The following is a 14,302-nucleotide window of genomic DNA, read 5'->3' as shown; positions in this document are numbered from 1 at the left end:
AGGCCGGTGGCCCTGCCCGTGGCCGCATCGATATCCGCCGTCCAACACAGCTCGAGGGAAGCCACCTCGAAATCGAAACAGCCCGGATCCCGCCTAGGCGAACGAATTGTGGACGACCACGTCAGTAGCTCCAGTGGCGACCAGCGCCGCCAACTGGATGCGCGCCTGTCCGGCCCGGAGTTCGCGGGAGAAGACCGCACCGGCGTCGAGCAGATCGTGGCCGCCGCCTCCGCCGCCGTACGTCGGCGAGGTCTCACCGAACGGCACCCGCGTCGTGACGACCACGTGCAGCCCAGCAGCAACGGCCTCTTTCACCGCGTGCACCACCAGAGCGTTGGTGTTACCCGAGCCCAACGCCTCGAGCACGATGCCCGACGCCCCGGCTTCGCGACAGGCATCGATCTGCACCCCGTCCGCGCCCGGGTACAGGGCCACGACGTCCACGCGCACTCCCGCGACGGGCTGCCACCGCAGCGGGTCCGGCCTCGGCACTGCTGCCGACCGAAAGGCGTCGAGTTCGAAGGTGTGCTTCTTGATCGCCCCGCGGGCCGGCAGTACTCGTCCGCCGAACGCGATCAGCACTCCCTGCTCGGACCACGCGGCCGCTACCGCTGCTGCGATGTTGCCGGGGCCGTCCGGGTCCGGATGATCGGCAGTACGTTGAGCCCCGGTGAACACCACCGCACGCGCGTCGTCGTGGAACAGGTCGACGTACAACGCCGACTCCTCCATGGTGTCGGTGCCGTGCAGCACCACCACTCCGGCGCAGCCGTCCTCGGCCAACGCGTCGACCACGGCAGTGCGAATGGCGTCGAGATCGGCGAGGTCCAGGGCGGAGCTGTCCTTCGACATCACCTCGCGCACCACCACGCCGTCCATGTCGACGCCCACGCCTGGGACCGGCCGAGAAACCCCGTGCTCGTCGCGACTACTGGCGATCGTCCCACCGGTGGTCAACAACGCGACGAACTCAGCACTGTCGGGTCGTTCCGGCAGGCTCCACTCCTCAGTCATTACGGGCGGCTACCTCTCGAATTCTGTTGCGGCACATGTACCATCCGGCGATCAGCATCGGCGCGATGAGCAGGATGGACGCGACGGTCCATGTACCGACGGGTTTGTCGAAGGCCATCAGTACCAGTACACACGCCAGAAAGCCTAGCGTTGCGTAGCCGGTGTACGGGGCACCGAACAACCGGAACGCAGGCCGGGTGACCGCGCCGGTCTTGGACAGAGACCAGAACTTGAGCTGGCACGCCACGATGACGGCCCACGCGCTGATGATGCCGAGCGCAGCGAGGTTCAGCACGATCTCGAACGCCTGCGCCGGGACGACTGCGTTGAGGACGACCCCGAGCAGCGTCACCACCGACGTCAGTGCGATGCCGCCGTACGGAACTCCCTGCTTGTTCATACGGGCCGCGAATTTCGGTGCCGAGCCGGCGACCGCCATCGAATGCAGGATGCGACCGGTGGAGTACAGCCCGGCGTTGAGAGACGACAGCGCTGCGGTCAGCACGACGAGGTTCATTATCGCGTCGGCACCCTCGACGTCGATCGCTCCGAAGAATGTGACGAACGGGCTCTCCCCGGCCTGATACGCGGTGTACGGCAGCAACAGCGAGAGCAGCAGCACCGAGCCGACGTAGAAGACGACGATGCGGACGATGACGGTGTTGATCGCCTTGGGGATGACCTTCTCGGGGTTCTGCGTCTCTCCGGCGGCGGTACCGACCAATTCGATGGAGGCATAGGCGAATACGACGCCCTGGATCACGACGATCGCCGGAAGCAGTCCGTTGGGGATGAGACCGCCGTTGTCGGTGAGGACGCTCAGACCCGGAGCCTGACCGTCGATGGGGGTGCCGAAGATGACGTAGTAGGTGCCGATCGCGAGGAACGTCACCAACGCCACGACCTTGATGAGCGCGAACCAGAATTCGAGCTCACCGAACACCTTGACCGACACCAGGTTCAGACCGAGAACCAACACCAGGCCGGCCAGCGCGAACACCCATTGATCCACGTTGCCCAGCGGTGCCCAGTACTTCTTGAAGAAGTTCATGTACAGCGCCACTGCCGTCACGTCCACGACGGCCGTCATCGCCCAGTTCATCCAGTACAACCACCCGGCCGCGAACGCGACCTTCTCACCGAAGAACTCGCGGGAGTACGAGACGAACGATCCGGACGACGGGCGGTGCATCACCAGCTCACCCAGCGCGCGCAGGATCAGGAATGCGAAGAAGCCGCACAGTGCGTAGACCAGAACCAACGCGGGCCCGGCGTCACGCAGTCTTCCGCCGGCACCCATGAACAGGCCGGTGCCGATCGCGCCGCCGATGGCGATCATCTGAATCTGGCGCGGAGCCAGCTCTTTTCGATACCCCAGCTCCTCTTCGCTGAAGGCCTGCTTCTGGGTCGGGTTCTCGGTGCTCATCGCATTACCTCGTCGACGTCTCGGGAGCAACGGAATGCTCGGTGGGAGCCACCCGCAGGTTCGCGAGATGCTCGGGGCTCAGCAATCGATCCAGCTCTTCTCGCGCCAGCAGGCCCTTCTCGAGCACCAGGTCGACGACGTTGCGGCCGGTGACCAGCGCTTCCTGCGCAATGGCCGTCGACTCCACGTACCCGAGGTACGGGCTGAGCGCGGTGACCAGACCGATCGAGTTCTCCACCCGCTCACGCAGCAGATCGACGTTCGCGGTGATGCCGTCGACGCACCGATGCGCGACGGTGCGGCAGGCCGCACTCAGATGCGCCATACCGTCGGACAGGGATTTGACGATGATCGGCTCGAAAGCGTTGAGCTGCAACTGTCCTGCCTCGGCGGCCATCGTGATGGTGACGTCGTGACCGATCACCTCGTAGGCAACCTGATTGAGAACCTCGGGAATGACGGGGTTGACCTTGCCGGGCATGATCGATGAACCCGCCTGCATCGGAGGCAGATTGATCTCGTTGAAGCCCGCGCGCGGCCCGGAGGACAGCAGCCGGAGATCGTTGCAGATCTTCGACAGTTTCACTGCGACGCGCTTGAGCACACCCGACAGGTGCACGAACTGACCGACGTCCTGCGTTGCCTCGATGAGGTCCGTTGCGGTGACCAACGGCAGGCCGGTGATGGTGCGCAGGTGCACGACGGCCGATTCGGTGTATCCGGCAGGAGCATTGAGCCCGGTGCCGATGGCCGTGGCCCCGAGGTTGATCTCGTGCACCAGCAGCGCGGCTTCCTCGAGCCGTGAGCAGTCCTCGTCGATCATGATCGCGTAGGTGCCGAACTCCTGACCGAGTGTCATCGGCACCGCGTCCTGCAGCTGGGTGCGGCCCATCTTGACGACGGTGGCGAACTCGCTTGCTTTGCGGGAGAACGAATCTCGCAGGACCTTCATCGATGCGATCAGCTCGTGCACCGCGAAGATGGTCGCGATGTTCACCGACGTCGGATACACGTCGTTGGTGGACTGCGAGGCATTCACATGCTCGTTGGGGTGCAGCATCGAGTAGTCACCGTGCGCGTGGCCGAGGATTTCCAGGGCACGATTGGCGATGACCTCGTTGGCGTTCATGTTGGTCGACGTACCCGCGCCGCCCTGAATGACGTCGACGACGAACTGCTCGTGCCACTGGCCGTCGAGAATTTCCTGGCACGCGGCCCGGATCGCTTCCCCGCGGGTGGCGTCGAGTATTCCGAGGTCCTGATTGGCCGCCGCGGCCGCCCACTTCACGGCTGCGAGCCCGCGGACGAGGTGGGCGTTGGTGGAGATCGGCCGCCCCGTGATGGGAAAGTTCTCCAGCGCGCGCAGGGTATGGATTCCCCAGTAGACGGTCATCGGAATCTCGCGTTCGCCGAGAAGGTCTTTCTCGATGCGGGTATCGGCCACGGTGGGTGCGCTCCTTCAGAGGGTGTCCAGCTGTCCGGCTGTCTGACAGGTAGAGTGTGGCGTAGAACACCTCGTCGGTCAACCCCGGGATAGGATCACTGCATGAACCTGTCGGACAGCTGGGCAGTCAGTGCGCCCACCAATGCCCGCATGAGCGCCGCCGAGGCAGTCTTCGCCGACCTGCGTGCCGCGATCTCGTCGGGAAAGCTCCCCGTCGGGCAGAAGCTCCCGTCCGAGGCGGCGCTGGCCGCGAGGCACAGCGTCAGTCGTTCCGTCATCCGCGAGGCGCTGCGCTCGTGCCACGCGCTCGGTCTGACCGAGACCAAGACGGGCCTCGGCACCTTCGTCGTCCGTGATCGAGTGGGTAGCGACCTCGACATCGGCAATTACGAGGCCCGTGAACTCATGGATGCCCGACCCCACGTCGAGGTACCCGCAGCCGGGTGGGCGGCCGAACGACGTACCGACGACGAGTTGGCGGTGCTCTCCGGCCTCGCCGACGAGATGCGTTCCGAGGACGACCACGAGGCCTGGGTCCTGTTGGACGCGCAGTTCCACACCGCGATCGCGCGGGCCAGCAGGAACCGCGTGTTCGAGTCGATCGTCGTCGACATCCGAGATGCCTTGACGCGGCAGTCCGAAACGTTGAACCTCGTCGCGCACCGGCAGCAGCAGTCCAACGTCGAGCACGACGCCATCGTCGCCGGTATCCGATCCGGCGATTACGACGCAGCAGCCCGCGCCATGACCGCCCACCTCGATGCCGTCCGTGGTGCAGTGGAGTCGCTCGCCGATCGGCCCAGCTGACCGTACGACTAAGCTGCGGGCCGTGACGAAGGTATTGAACTCTCTCCCGGTCGGTGAACGAATCGGCATTGCATTCTCTGGTGGTCTCGACACCTCGGTGGCCGTGGCGTGGATGCGCGAGCACGGCGCGATTCCGTTTGCCTACACCGCCGACATCGGCCAGTACGACGAGCCGGATCTGTCCGACGTGCCCGCCCGCGGCCTTGCGTACGGCGCCGAGCAGGCCCGGCTGATCGACTGCCGCGAACCGCTGGTCGAGGAAGGCCTCGCGGCACTGACCTGCGGCGCGTTCCACATCCGATCGTCGTTGCAGACGTACTTCAACACCACTCCCCTCGGCCGCGCGGTGACCGGCACGCTGCTCGTGCGCGCGATGCAGGAGGACGGCGTCTCCATCTGGGGCGACGGCTCGACGTACAAGGGCAACGACATCGAGCGGTTCTACCGCTACGGCCTGCTCGCCAACCCCGAGTTGCGCATCTACAAGCCGTGGCTCGACGAGGCATTCGTCGCCGAGCTCGGCGGCAGGCACGAGATGTCGCAGTGGCTCACCCAGCGCACCCTCCCCTACCGTGACTCGGCCGAGAAGGCGTACTCCACCGACGCCAACATCTGGGGTGCCACCCATGAGGCGAAGCGTCTCGAATACCTCGACACATCCCTCGAGATCGTCTCGCCCATCATGGGTGTCCGCTTCTGGGACCCCGAGGTCGAGATCGCAGCCGAGGACGTCACCGTCGACTTCGAGCGTGGCCGTCCCGTTCGGATCAACGGCAAGTCCTTCGACAGTGCCGTCGACCTGGTGATGGAAGCCAACGCCATCGGCGGACGCCACGGGCTCGGCATGTCCGACCAGATCGAGAACCGGATCATCGAGGCCAAGAGTCGCGGCATCTACGAGGCCCCGGGCATGGCACTGCTGCACATCACGTACGAGCGGCTCGTCAACGCCGTCCACAACGAGGACACCATCGCCTCGTACCACAACGAGGGCCGCCGCCTCGGACGCCTGCTCTACGAGGGCCGCTGGTTCGATCCGCAGGCACTCATGCTGCGCGAGGGCCTGCAGCGCTGGGTCGGCAACGTCGTGACCGGCAGCGTGACGGTTCGCCTGCGCCGCGGTCAGGACTTCACCATCGTGGACACCCAGGGCAGCAACTTCAGCTACCACCCCGAGAAACTGTCGATGGAACGCAGCCAGGGGCAGGCCTTCTTCCCCGGCGACCGCATCGGCCAGTTGACCATGCGCAACCTCGACATCGCAGATTCGCGCAGCAAACTCGAGCAGTACGCCGCTCAGGATCAGCTGACCGCCTGGGGCGACCTGATCGGCGAACTCGCCCCCGGTGGAGCCGACGCCATCGCCGCCAGCAGCGCCGACAACTCCGTGGACTCCGCAGCCCTCGACCACGCCGCAATCGAGTCCGGCACCGACTGACTTCTGGCTGCCGAACTCGAAGTTATGGACGGATTTCTGCCGATTTCCGTCCATAACTTCGAGTTCGGCTACTCCTCGGGCTCCGTCAGGCCCTGATGCTCGTCGCGTTCCGCCCATTCGAGTAGCTCGTCGATGGCGAACACCGCGTCGTCGATACCCGCATGTAGGTCGCCCAGTTCGGCGTATCTGGCCGGTACGGTGAAAATCGTGAACTCGCGTGGATCGACGTCAGGTACCTCGGCCCACGAAATGGGTGTCGACACAGTCGCCCTCGGGTTTCCCCGCACCGAATACGCGCTGGCGATCGTGTGGTCGCGGGCATTCTGGTTGTAATCGACGAACAACTTCGACGGGTCGCGATCCTTGCGCCACCACGTCGTCGTCACGTCCTCGGGTGCGCGGCGCTCCACCTCCCGCGCGAATGCCAGTGCGCCCCTTCGCAAGTCCTTGAAGCCGTGGGCGGGGTCGATGCGAACGTAGATGTGCAGGCCGTGACCGCCCGAGGTCTTGGGCCAGCCGACTGCGCCGAGGTCATCGAGCACGTCCTGCACGACACCGGCGACGCGTTGCACCCGATCGAAGGGGCAGTCGGGCATCGGATCGAGGTCGATGCGCCATTCGTCGGGCATCTCGACGTCGGCGCGGCGCGAGTTCCACGGATGGAACTCCACCGTCGACATCTGCACCGCCCACGCGACGTGCGCCAATTCGGTCACGCACAGCTCGTCCGCGGTGCGGTTGTAGCGGGGAAACGTCACCTCGACGGTCTCCAACCACGGCGGGGCTCCGTGCGGCACCCGCTTCTGGTGCACCTTCTCGCCGGCGAGGCCCTTGGGGAACCGGTGCATCATGCACGGCCGCTCCCGCAACGCGCGGACGATGCCGTCGCCGACGCTCAGGTAGTAGTTCACCAGGTCCAGCTTCGTGGCACCGCTCTCGGGGAAATACACCCGATCGGGGTTGGAGATGCGCACCGTGCGCGTACCCACCTCGAGTTCTATTGCCGGAGATGCCATACCAGCGACACTAGATGTACCCGCGGCCGCGCGCGCTCGGAAGTCGGAGTTTTTCTCGCAGGTCCACCGAAGCTACGTGTGGGAACGCAGCGTGATGCCGTAGCGGTCTCGCTTGCGGTAGATCGTGGCCCGACTCATTCCCAGTTCCTCGCCCGCCTGGTTCATCGTGATGCCGGGCCGGCTGAGTACTCGAATCATCTCGTCGCGCTCGAACGTCTCGATTCGTGTCAGACGTTGCGTGGTGCGCGAAAGCACTTCGGGCGGAAGATGATTGACGCCGACGACGTCGGCGCGGACCGCCGCCTCGTGCATCACCGTCGCCAACTCGGTGACGTTTCCCGGCCACGAATATCCGACGAGGGCTCGTTCGGCGTCGCCGGTCAGGCTGACCTCGCGTCCACGCGCCCGCAATGCCAGATGCCGAGCGAGCGGAGCGATGTCCTCGGGCCGATCGCGCAGCGGCGGGACCTCGACGACCGAACGCACCAATTGCGCCAGGGCAGCGGGAACAGCGTCGTAATCGGAGGCCGTGAGGGTGACGGGCACGCCGTCACCGACGCGAGAGATCAGTTCCGCCAACGCGTCCGCCCCTCGCGCCGGCAGCCGGTCCACGTCGCGGACGATCACGGCGGTGTCCGGCTTGGGCAGCTCGGGCGTCCACAGATCCAGCCAGGCGTCGACGTCGCGCGCCGCCGGAACTCCGGCACTCAGAATTCGACCCCGTGGGCGGATGGTACGCAGCGCTCGGGCCAGAATCGTGGCACGTCCGGTTCCCGGTTCTCCTACCAGCAGGACCGAATCATGTTGGCTCAGAGCTGTTTCGGAGGACGCGAGAGCCTGATTCCACCGCGTCGACAGCGTCGGGACGCTGCCCGCACCCGGCCGACCCGATGACGCCTCGACGCGAAAGACCGTCCCACGTGGAGCCGGACGCGCATGCTGTCCCTGCGCTCGCGCGAGCATCATCGCCGCAGTGTTCCCTGCCGCCGACTGAGCAAGGGCCAGCAGCAGATCCGTCGACGACTCCGACCACGTGGTGAGGTTGACGCAGCCCTCCACGGTGCCCGTCATCGGGTTCAGCACCGGTGCCGCGGCGCAGGTGTATCCGGTGAGCGAGAGCGAGTAATGCTCGGAGGCGCGCACCACTGCGGGAATTCGATCGGCGAGTGCGAGGGCGAGACCGTTGGTGCCCGCCTGGTTCTCGCCGTACGAGAAGCCGGGGGCCAGATGCACACGGTCGAGCGCGGCCAACAGCTCGCGGTCCGCGCTCACTCGATCGAGCACCAGACCGTCGGCGTCGGTCAGCATCATCGACACCGGCTCGTTCGCCAACGTGTCGCGCAGTCCGTCGAGCACCTCGCGCCCACATCGGTAGAACAGCGATTCGCCGTCGTAGGTGCCCGAAAATGCAGGTACGACGTCTTCGAGTGGCACTCCGAATTCCTGGCTTCGGTGCCACGATGCGAGCAACCGATGCGACACGGCAGCGAGGGGCTCCGAGTGCAAGCGGGCCCGCACGAGACCCTCGGGATCTGCCATGTGATTCAGGTTACATTCGCTGGTCGCCATGGATCCGAAACCAGCGTCTCGAATTGAGACATCACTCCATTTCGCCGAGCCTCAGCCGCGCCTACCGTCATCGACAGATCGCTTGTGACAGACGTCACGCACAGTCTCTGGAGGTCAGCCATGTACAGCAAGAACGGCGAGAACTACTTCATCGTGGACGCCCACGTCGCGCTCTGGGATGCGCGGCAGGAGAACCAACGCAACATCCGCGGCAAGCAGTTCATCGACTGCTTCTACGACTACCACCGCAACCTCTCCCCCGAGAGCGAGCTGTGGAGTTACGAGGAGTACCTCTACCAGGGCGGCGATCGGTTGATGCGCGACCTGTTCGAGATCGGGTACGTCGACCACGCCATCTTCCAGCCCGCTCACCTGGGCGAGTTCTATCACCGCGGGTTCGGCCAGACCGACGAGGCATCGGCGCTCGCTGCAGCTCACCCGGACAAGCTGACCTACAACCATCACTTCGACCCACGCAACGGCGAACGTGGCCTGGACCAGCTGCGTGCGGACGCAGAACGCTTCGGGCTCAAGGGCGTTAAGCTCTACACGGCCGACTGGCACGGCGATTCTCGCGGTTACAAGCTCGACGACGACTGGACTCGGCGTTACCTCGACGTGTGCCGCGAGGTCGGCATCAAGAACATCCACGTGCACAAGGGACCCACCATCCGTCCGCTCGATCGCGATGCGTTCGACGTCGCAGACGTCGACCACGTGGCCACCGACTTCACCGATCTGAACTTCGTCGTCGAACACTGCGGACTGCCGCGCCTGGAGGACTTCTGCTGGATCGCCACCCAGGAGCCCAACGTGTACGCCGGCCTCGCGGTGGCCATCCCGTTCATGCACACGCGGCCGAAGTACTTCGGTCAGATCATGGGCGAACTGCTCTACTGGCTCGGCGAGGACCGCATCTTCTTCTCCTCGGACTACGCGCTGTGGACGCCCAAGTGGTTGGTCGAAGGGTTCGTCGACTTCCAGATCCACGAGTCCCTCGACGAATACGCACCGATCACGCTCGAACAGAAGAAGAAGGTGCTCGGACTGAACGCCGCCAAGCTCTACGACATCCCGGTGCCGGCCGAACTGCAGTTGCCCGACGCCGACGAGACCGAGACCGGACCGCGTCAGCCCGAGCGCGCCGATCTCGCGGCGGTGTGACGTGACGACTGCTGTGACCACCAGGAAGGACGAGGCGTACACCGCCCTCGGAGTCGTCCTGGATCCCGAATTGGACGAGCCCATCACCGATCTCGGCTTCGTCCGGTCGCTCGACGTCGACGAGGGCACTGTGCACGTTCATCTTCGACTGCCGACGTCGTTCTGTTCGCCGAACTTCGCGTATCTGATGGCGGGAGACTCCAAGGACGTGCTGACGGCGTTGCCGTGGACCGAGCACGTTCTCGTCGAACTGGACGATCACCACGACTCGGACAAGATCAATGCCGGCCTCGCCGCCGACGCCGGCTACCGCGGCACCTTCGGACACGAGGCCGAGGAGGATCTCGAGGAATTACGCGCGACGTTTCGCCGCAAGGCCTATGTGGCGGCGATGGAACGGTCGCTCATGGCGTGGTTGCGCGCCAATCCCGACTCGACCGAGAACGACTTGGCCGCAGTGGTTCTCGGAGATCTACCGGACGATCGCACCTCGACCGCGCTGCTTCGCCGCCGCGAGGCTCTCGGCCTGCGGACCGATCCGGCCGCACCGGCACTGGTCGATCATGCGGGTCGTCCACACACCGGCGACCTGACGATGGTGATGCGACGCGCCCGCGCCACCCGCGTTTCGATCGACGGTAATGCGCACTTCTGCCGCGGATTGCTGCAGACCCGCTACCCCGGCGCAGAGGAACAGCAAGTCCCTCGCGAAGAGGGCGCGTTCGTTCCTCTCACCACTCTCACTGTCCCCCTCCGCACTACACAGGAGCATGTTTCATGAGTTCGATGCGCGCCGTCCAGGTCGTCGGATATCACAAGAATCTGGAGATGACCGAGGTTCCGATTCCGGAAGTACAGGGTCCACTCGACGTCATCGTCAGGATCGGCGGTGCCGGCGTATGCCGTACCGATCTGCACATCCTCGAAGGCCAGTGGGCCGAGAAATCCGGCGTCACACTGCCGTACACGATCGGCCACGAGAACGCCGGGTGGGTACATGCCGTCGGATCGGCCGTCACCAACGTCCGCGAGGGCGACAAGGTGATTCTGCATCCACTCGTCACGTGCGGGTTGTGTCGGGCGTGCCGCTCGGGCGACGACGTCCACTGCGAGACGAGCGATTTCCCGGGTATCGACACCAACGGTGGATACGCCGATTACCTACGGACCAATGCGCGAACCGTCGTCAAGATCGACGATTCGCTCGAACCGTCCGCGGTCGCTGCGCTCGCCGACGCCGGCCTGACGGCCTATCACGCGGCCGCGAAGGCGGCCCGGCGTCTGACTCCCCGCGACAAGTGCGTCGTCATCGGAGCAGGTGGCCTCGGCCACATCGGCATTCAGGTACTCGAGGCACTGTCGCCCGCCGAGCTGATCGTCATCGACCGCAATGCCGACGCCGTGAAACTCGCGCTCACCTTGGGGGCCGATCACGCGGTGGTCGCCGACGGCAGTCAGGTCGACCAGGTCATGGAACTCACCGGCGGCTTCGGAGCCGAGGTGGTACTCGACTTCGTCGGCGAGAACGGCTCCACCGCAGAGGGATTGGCCATGACGAGGCGGGCCGGCGACTATCACGTCATCGGGTACGGCGAGAACGTCGACGTGCCGACCATCGACCTGGTGTCGGCGGAGAAGAACATCGTCGGCAATCTCGTCGGGTCCTACAACGACCTGTGCGACTTGATGTCCCTCGCCGCCCGTGGTGCCGTCAACCTGCACACGCAGACGTACGCCTTGGACGACTTTCAGAGTGCCATCGACGACCTCGACAACGGTCGGGTTCGCGGCCGCGCGATTCTCGTACCGTGAAATCGGGTACAACCCAGATTCGTCACTACAACCACAGGGAGCAACGTTGATCTTCATCACCGCCAAGTTCAAGGTGAAGCCCGAGCACGCCGACAACTGGCCCGAGATCTCGCGCGATTTCACCGAAGCCTGCCAGGCCGAGGAAGGATGCCTCTGGTACTTCTGGTCGCGCACCCTCGACGACCCCACCGAGTACGTCCTCGTGGAGGCGTTCAAGGACCCGGATGCCGGTGCCGCCCATGTGAATTCGGATCACTTCAAGCAGGCCCAGAAGGATCTTCCGCCGTACCTGGTGGAGACGCCGAAGATCATCAGCCAGGAAGTCGACGGCACCGACTGGAACGAACTGGGCGAACTCGCGGTCGACTAGTTCCTTTCGCGATCCCGGATCACCTGGCCGAGCGTCATGACGGCGTCGGCGAACTGCCCAGGCAATTCCTGAGGCGGGTTGTGGCCGCAATCGACCTGGCGAACATCGATCAGATCGGTGAAGTGCGCCGTGTGGTCCGGGCTGCCGTACAGCGAGGCGACGGTGTCCTCGGTCGGATCGATCACGACCGTGGGCACCGTGATCGCCGGTTGCCGTGTCAGCAACTCCTGCGTTTCTGCATAGGCGGCGTCCCCGGCCTCGATGCCGTATCGGTGCCGATACGAGTGCACGGACACGTCCACGAAGTCGGGGTTGTCGAACGAGGGCGCGGTGGCCGCGAATTCGGAATCCCCGAACCTCCACGTCGGCGACCAGTCCGTCCACAGCGTCTGCGCGATCTCTGCGCGGTAGGCCGTGAGCCCGGCCCGACCCCGCTCGGAGTGCAGGTAGTACTGGTACCAGTATCGCTTCTCGAGGTGCGGCGGCACCGGCGTGGACACAGCGGCAGCGATGTCCTGCACCAGATATCCGGAGACGCTCACCAGACCCGACACCAGTTCCGGCCACAGCGCGGCGACGACGCACGCCGCTCGCCCACCCCAGTCGTAACCGGCGACGATGGGGTCGTTCAGCTCCAGGGCGAGGATCAGCTCGCGAAGATCGTGGCCGATCGCAGCCTGCTCACCCGAGCGCATCGTGTCTCCGTCGACGAACCGGGTGGGCCCGAAGCCGCGCAGGTACGGCACCACCACGTCGTAACCGGACTGGGCGAGCAGCCTGGCGACGTCGTCGTAACCGCGCGGGTCGTACGGAAACCCGTGCATCAGTACCACCGAGCGGCCGGACGGATCACCGACGCGGTCGTAGGCAACGTCCAGCACCCCTGCGCGAATCATCATGGGTCCATGCTCGCATTGTCGGGCCCAGGGTCAGCTGCTCAGCACGTCCTCCATGCCGGGAGCGAGGACGTCGGACAGGTCGGTCCATGGGACCGTGATCGTGATGAGGCCGATGCCATAGGCCCCCACCTGGTAGTCACCGAAGTGAATGTTCATACCGTCCGGCGATGCCGTCCAGTTCGCGAAGTTGGCCTCCGTCGGCTCGATGCCCGAGCGCTCGAAGCTGTCGCCTGCGCGGGTGGACGGGAGAATTGCCGCTGCTCGATCGGACAGTCGAGACAAGCCGGCATCCAGATCGGTGAAGGCATCGCCGAGGGAGATCGGCTGCGCCGTATCGGCATCGATCGTCACGGTCGCAAGCAGTGAATTACCGTGCGCTCCGGGCGGCACAGCGATCCAATCGGTGATCTGTTCGGCACTGATCACGCGTCGACCGACGTGGGCCTGCCCCTTCGAATAGCCGTCGCTGAGGGCGAAGTCGTTCCCGTAGTCGCGGTCGATCTGGTCCTGCAACGCCGCGCGCATCGACTCGTTGAATTCGGCTGTCACGGCCGGATTGCCGCCGCTCAGCTGTGGAATCGCGACGTCGTAAGTCGCACGCGCTGTCGATCCCGTGACCCGGGTGCTGCCGACAACGTACGGCTCGGCGGCACTCGAGGTAGTGGTTGGCGTTGTAGTCGTCGGCGCGGCTCGATCGATGGTGGCGGTGACATCGGTTGTGGTCGGTGCAGATACGGGCGTGGCAGTTCCCGAGGTGGAGCAGCCCGCGACGGCCGCTGCCAGAGCGAGTGCGACCGTCATCGAGCGGATTCGCGTCATGACCCACACTAACCACCGAACAGCCGGCAACTCCGCTGCTAGCGTCGAACCTCCCGGGTCTCCGACCGGCCCACGTTCGGAAAGGGAGTTCGATGAAAACGACGAGCATCATCACCAACCTGCGGGTTCCGGACGTCGACGAGGCCAAATCGTTCTACACCGAGTTTCTCGGTCTGAAATCCGAGGAGTTCGATATGGGGTGGGTCGCGCGGCTGTCGTCACCCGATCGCCCGGTGAGCGTTCAGCTGGTGACGAGCGACCGGAGCGCACCCGAGGATTCGGTGATGTCGGTGCACACCGACGATGTCGATGGCGCGTACGCCGAAGCGCTGAAACTGGGCTACGAGATCGTGCACCCATTGACGACCGAGCCGTGGGGTGTGCGCCGCTTCTTCGTTCGCGCTCCCGACGGCAACGTCGTCAACATCGCGTATCACCGGGACTGACTACAGCACATCGGGTGCAGCCGACCGCGCTGAGCGCGGCTGGTTGCACCCGATTCGAACGTGAAAAAGCCCGGCACC

General features: G+C 65.1%; 14 protein-coding genes. 7 read left to right on the top strand and 7 right to left on the bottom strand.

Annotation, left to right across the window (positions count from 1 at the left end; translation table 11 throughout):
* Nucleotides 1–93 precede the first annotated feature (93 nt).
* Genes AB0P23_RS24420 through aspA form a run of 3 tightly spaced genes read right to left on the bottom strand, consistent with a single transcriptional unit; the run spans nucleotide 94 to nucleotide 3,884 of the window.
* Nucleotides 94–1,014: an asparaginase gene (locus AB0P23_RS24420; RefSeq protein ID WP_052061335.1), complete on the bottom strand. Its 921-nt coding sequence runs from the start codon at nucleotides 1,012–1,014 to the stop codon at nucleotides 94–96.
* Entirely contained in the window at nucleotides 1,007–2,440 is a 1,434-nt protein-coding gene (locus AB0P23_RS24415) for an amino acid permease (protein ID WP_032399574.1), read from the bottom strand. Before AB0P23_RS24415 ends, AB0P23_RS24420 begins: the two co-directional genes overlap by 8 nt.
* Nucleotides 2,441–2,444: 4 nt before the next feature.
* Nucleotides 2,445–3,884, bottom strand: a complete 1,440-nt coding sequence (gene aspA, locus AB0P23_RS24410) for an aspartate ammonia-lyase (RefSeq protein ID WP_283551226.1) — start codon at nucleotides 3,882–3,884, stop codon at nucleotides 2,445–2,447.
* A gap of 102 nt (nucleotides 3,885–3,986) precedes the next feature.
* On the opposite strand from aspA, the gene AB0P23_RS24405 reads away from it, so the two are divergent.
* Together AB0P23_RS24405 and argG are read left to right on the top strand one after the other, a co-directional pair.
* Nucleotides 3,987–4,691, top strand: a complete 705-nt coding sequence (locus AB0P23_RS24405) for a FadR/GntR family transcriptional regulator (protein ID WP_032399576.1) — start codon at nucleotides 3,987–3,989, stop codon at nucleotides 4,689–4,691.
* A gap of 22 nt (nucleotides 4,692–4,713) precedes the next feature.
* Nucleotides 4,714–6,129, top strand: a complete 1,416-nt coding sequence (argG, locus tag AB0P23_RS24400; protein WP_032369815.1) for an argininosuccinate synthase — start codon at nucleotides 4,714–4,716, stop codon at nucleotides 6,127–6,129.
* Nucleotides 6,130–6,197: 68 nt separating this feature from the next.
* On the opposite strand, the gene ligD is transcribed toward argG, so the two are convergent.
* Together ligD and AB0P23_RS24390 are read right to left on the bottom strand one after the other, a co-directional pair.
* Nucleotides 6,198–7,145 carry a non-homologous end-joining DNA ligase gene (gene ligD, locus AB0P23_RS24395; protein WP_032373709.1) on the bottom strand — a complete coding sequence of 316 codons (948 nt, stop codon included), beginning with the start codon at nucleotides 7,143–7,145 and terminating at the stop codon, nucleotides 6,198–6,200.
* Nucleotides 7,146–7,217: 72 nt separating this feature from the next.
* A complete protein-coding gene (locus AB0P23_RS24390; protein WP_051365423.1) occupies nucleotides 7,218–8,684 on the bottom strand; it encodes a GAF domain-containing protein in 1,467 nt (488 codons plus the stop codon).
* Nucleotides 8,685–8,834: 150 nt separating this feature from the next.
* On the opposite strand from AB0P23_RS24390, the gene AB0P23_RS24385 reads away from it, so the two are divergent.
* The 4 genes from AB0P23_RS24385 to AB0P23_RS24370 are packed head-to-tail and all read left to right on the top strand — an operon-like array spanning nucleotide 8,835 to nucleotide 12,060.
* A complete protein-coding gene (locus tag AB0P23_RS24385; RefSeq protein ID WP_363799677.1) occupies nucleotides 8,835–9,878 on the top strand; it encodes an amidohydrolase family protein in 1,044 nt (347 codons plus the stop codon).
* 1 nt (nucleotide 9,879) lies between these two features.
* Nucleotides 9,880–10,659: an iron-sulfur cluster assembly protein gene (locus AB0P23_RS24380; RefSeq protein ID WP_080736388.1), complete on the top strand. Its 780-nt coding sequence runs from the start codon at nucleotides 9,880–9,882 to the stop codon at nucleotides 10,657–10,659.
* Nucleotides 10,660–10,664: 5 nt separating this feature from the next.
* Entirely contained in the window at nucleotides 10,665–11,690 is a 1,026-nt protein-coding gene (locus tag AB0P23_RS24375; protein WP_027498442.1) for an NAD(P)-dependent alcohol dehydrogenase, read from the top strand.
* A 46-nt stretch (nucleotides 11,691–11,736) separates the two neighbouring features.
* Nucleotides 11,737–12,060, top strand: coding sequence for a putative quinol monooxygenase (locus tag AB0P23_RS24370; RefSeq protein ID WP_032365151.1), 324 nt, complete (start codon nucleotides 11,737–11,739; stop codon nucleotides 12,058–12,060).
* On the opposite strand, the gene AB0P23_RS24365 is transcribed toward AB0P23_RS24370, so the two are convergent.
* Together AB0P23_RS24365 and AB0P23_RS24360 are read right to left on the bottom strand one after the other, a co-directional pair.
* The gene (locus AB0P23_RS24365) at nucleotides 12,057–12,959 is read right to left on the bottom strand and encodes an alpha/beta hydrolase (protein ID WP_032399577.1); all 903 of its coding nucleotides are present in this window, start codon (nucleotides 12,957–12,959) and stop codon (nucleotides 12,057–12,059) included. The two genes, AB0P23_RS24370 and AB0P23_RS24365, sit on opposite strands and share 4 nt — an antisense overlap.
* A 30-nt stretch (nucleotides 12,960–12,989) precedes the next feature.
* Entirely contained in the window at nucleotides 12,990–13,778 is a 789-nt protein-coding gene (locus AB0P23_RS24360; protein WP_032399597.1) for an RsiV family protein, read from the bottom strand.
* 92 nt (nucleotides 13,779–13,870) lie between these two features.
* Between AB0P23_RS24360 and AB0P23_RS24355 the strand changes: the two genes are divergently transcribed.
* Nucleotides 13,871–14,224, top strand: a complete 354-nt coding sequence (locus AB0P23_RS24355; protein WP_283542723.1) for a VOC family protein — start codon at nucleotides 13,871–13,873, stop codon at nucleotides 14,222–14,224.
* Nucleotides 14,225–14,302 lie beyond the last annotated feature (78 nt).

Source organism: Rhodococcus sp. NPDC077669 (genome assembly GCF_040686915.1).
Taxonomy (GTDB): domain Bacteria; phylum Actinomycetota; class Actinomycetes; order Mycobacteriales; family Mycobacteriaceae; genus Rhodococcoides; species Rhodococcoides fascians.
Note: the sequence above shows the minus strand (reverse complement) of the source record. Positions and strands in the feature narration are given on the sequence as shown.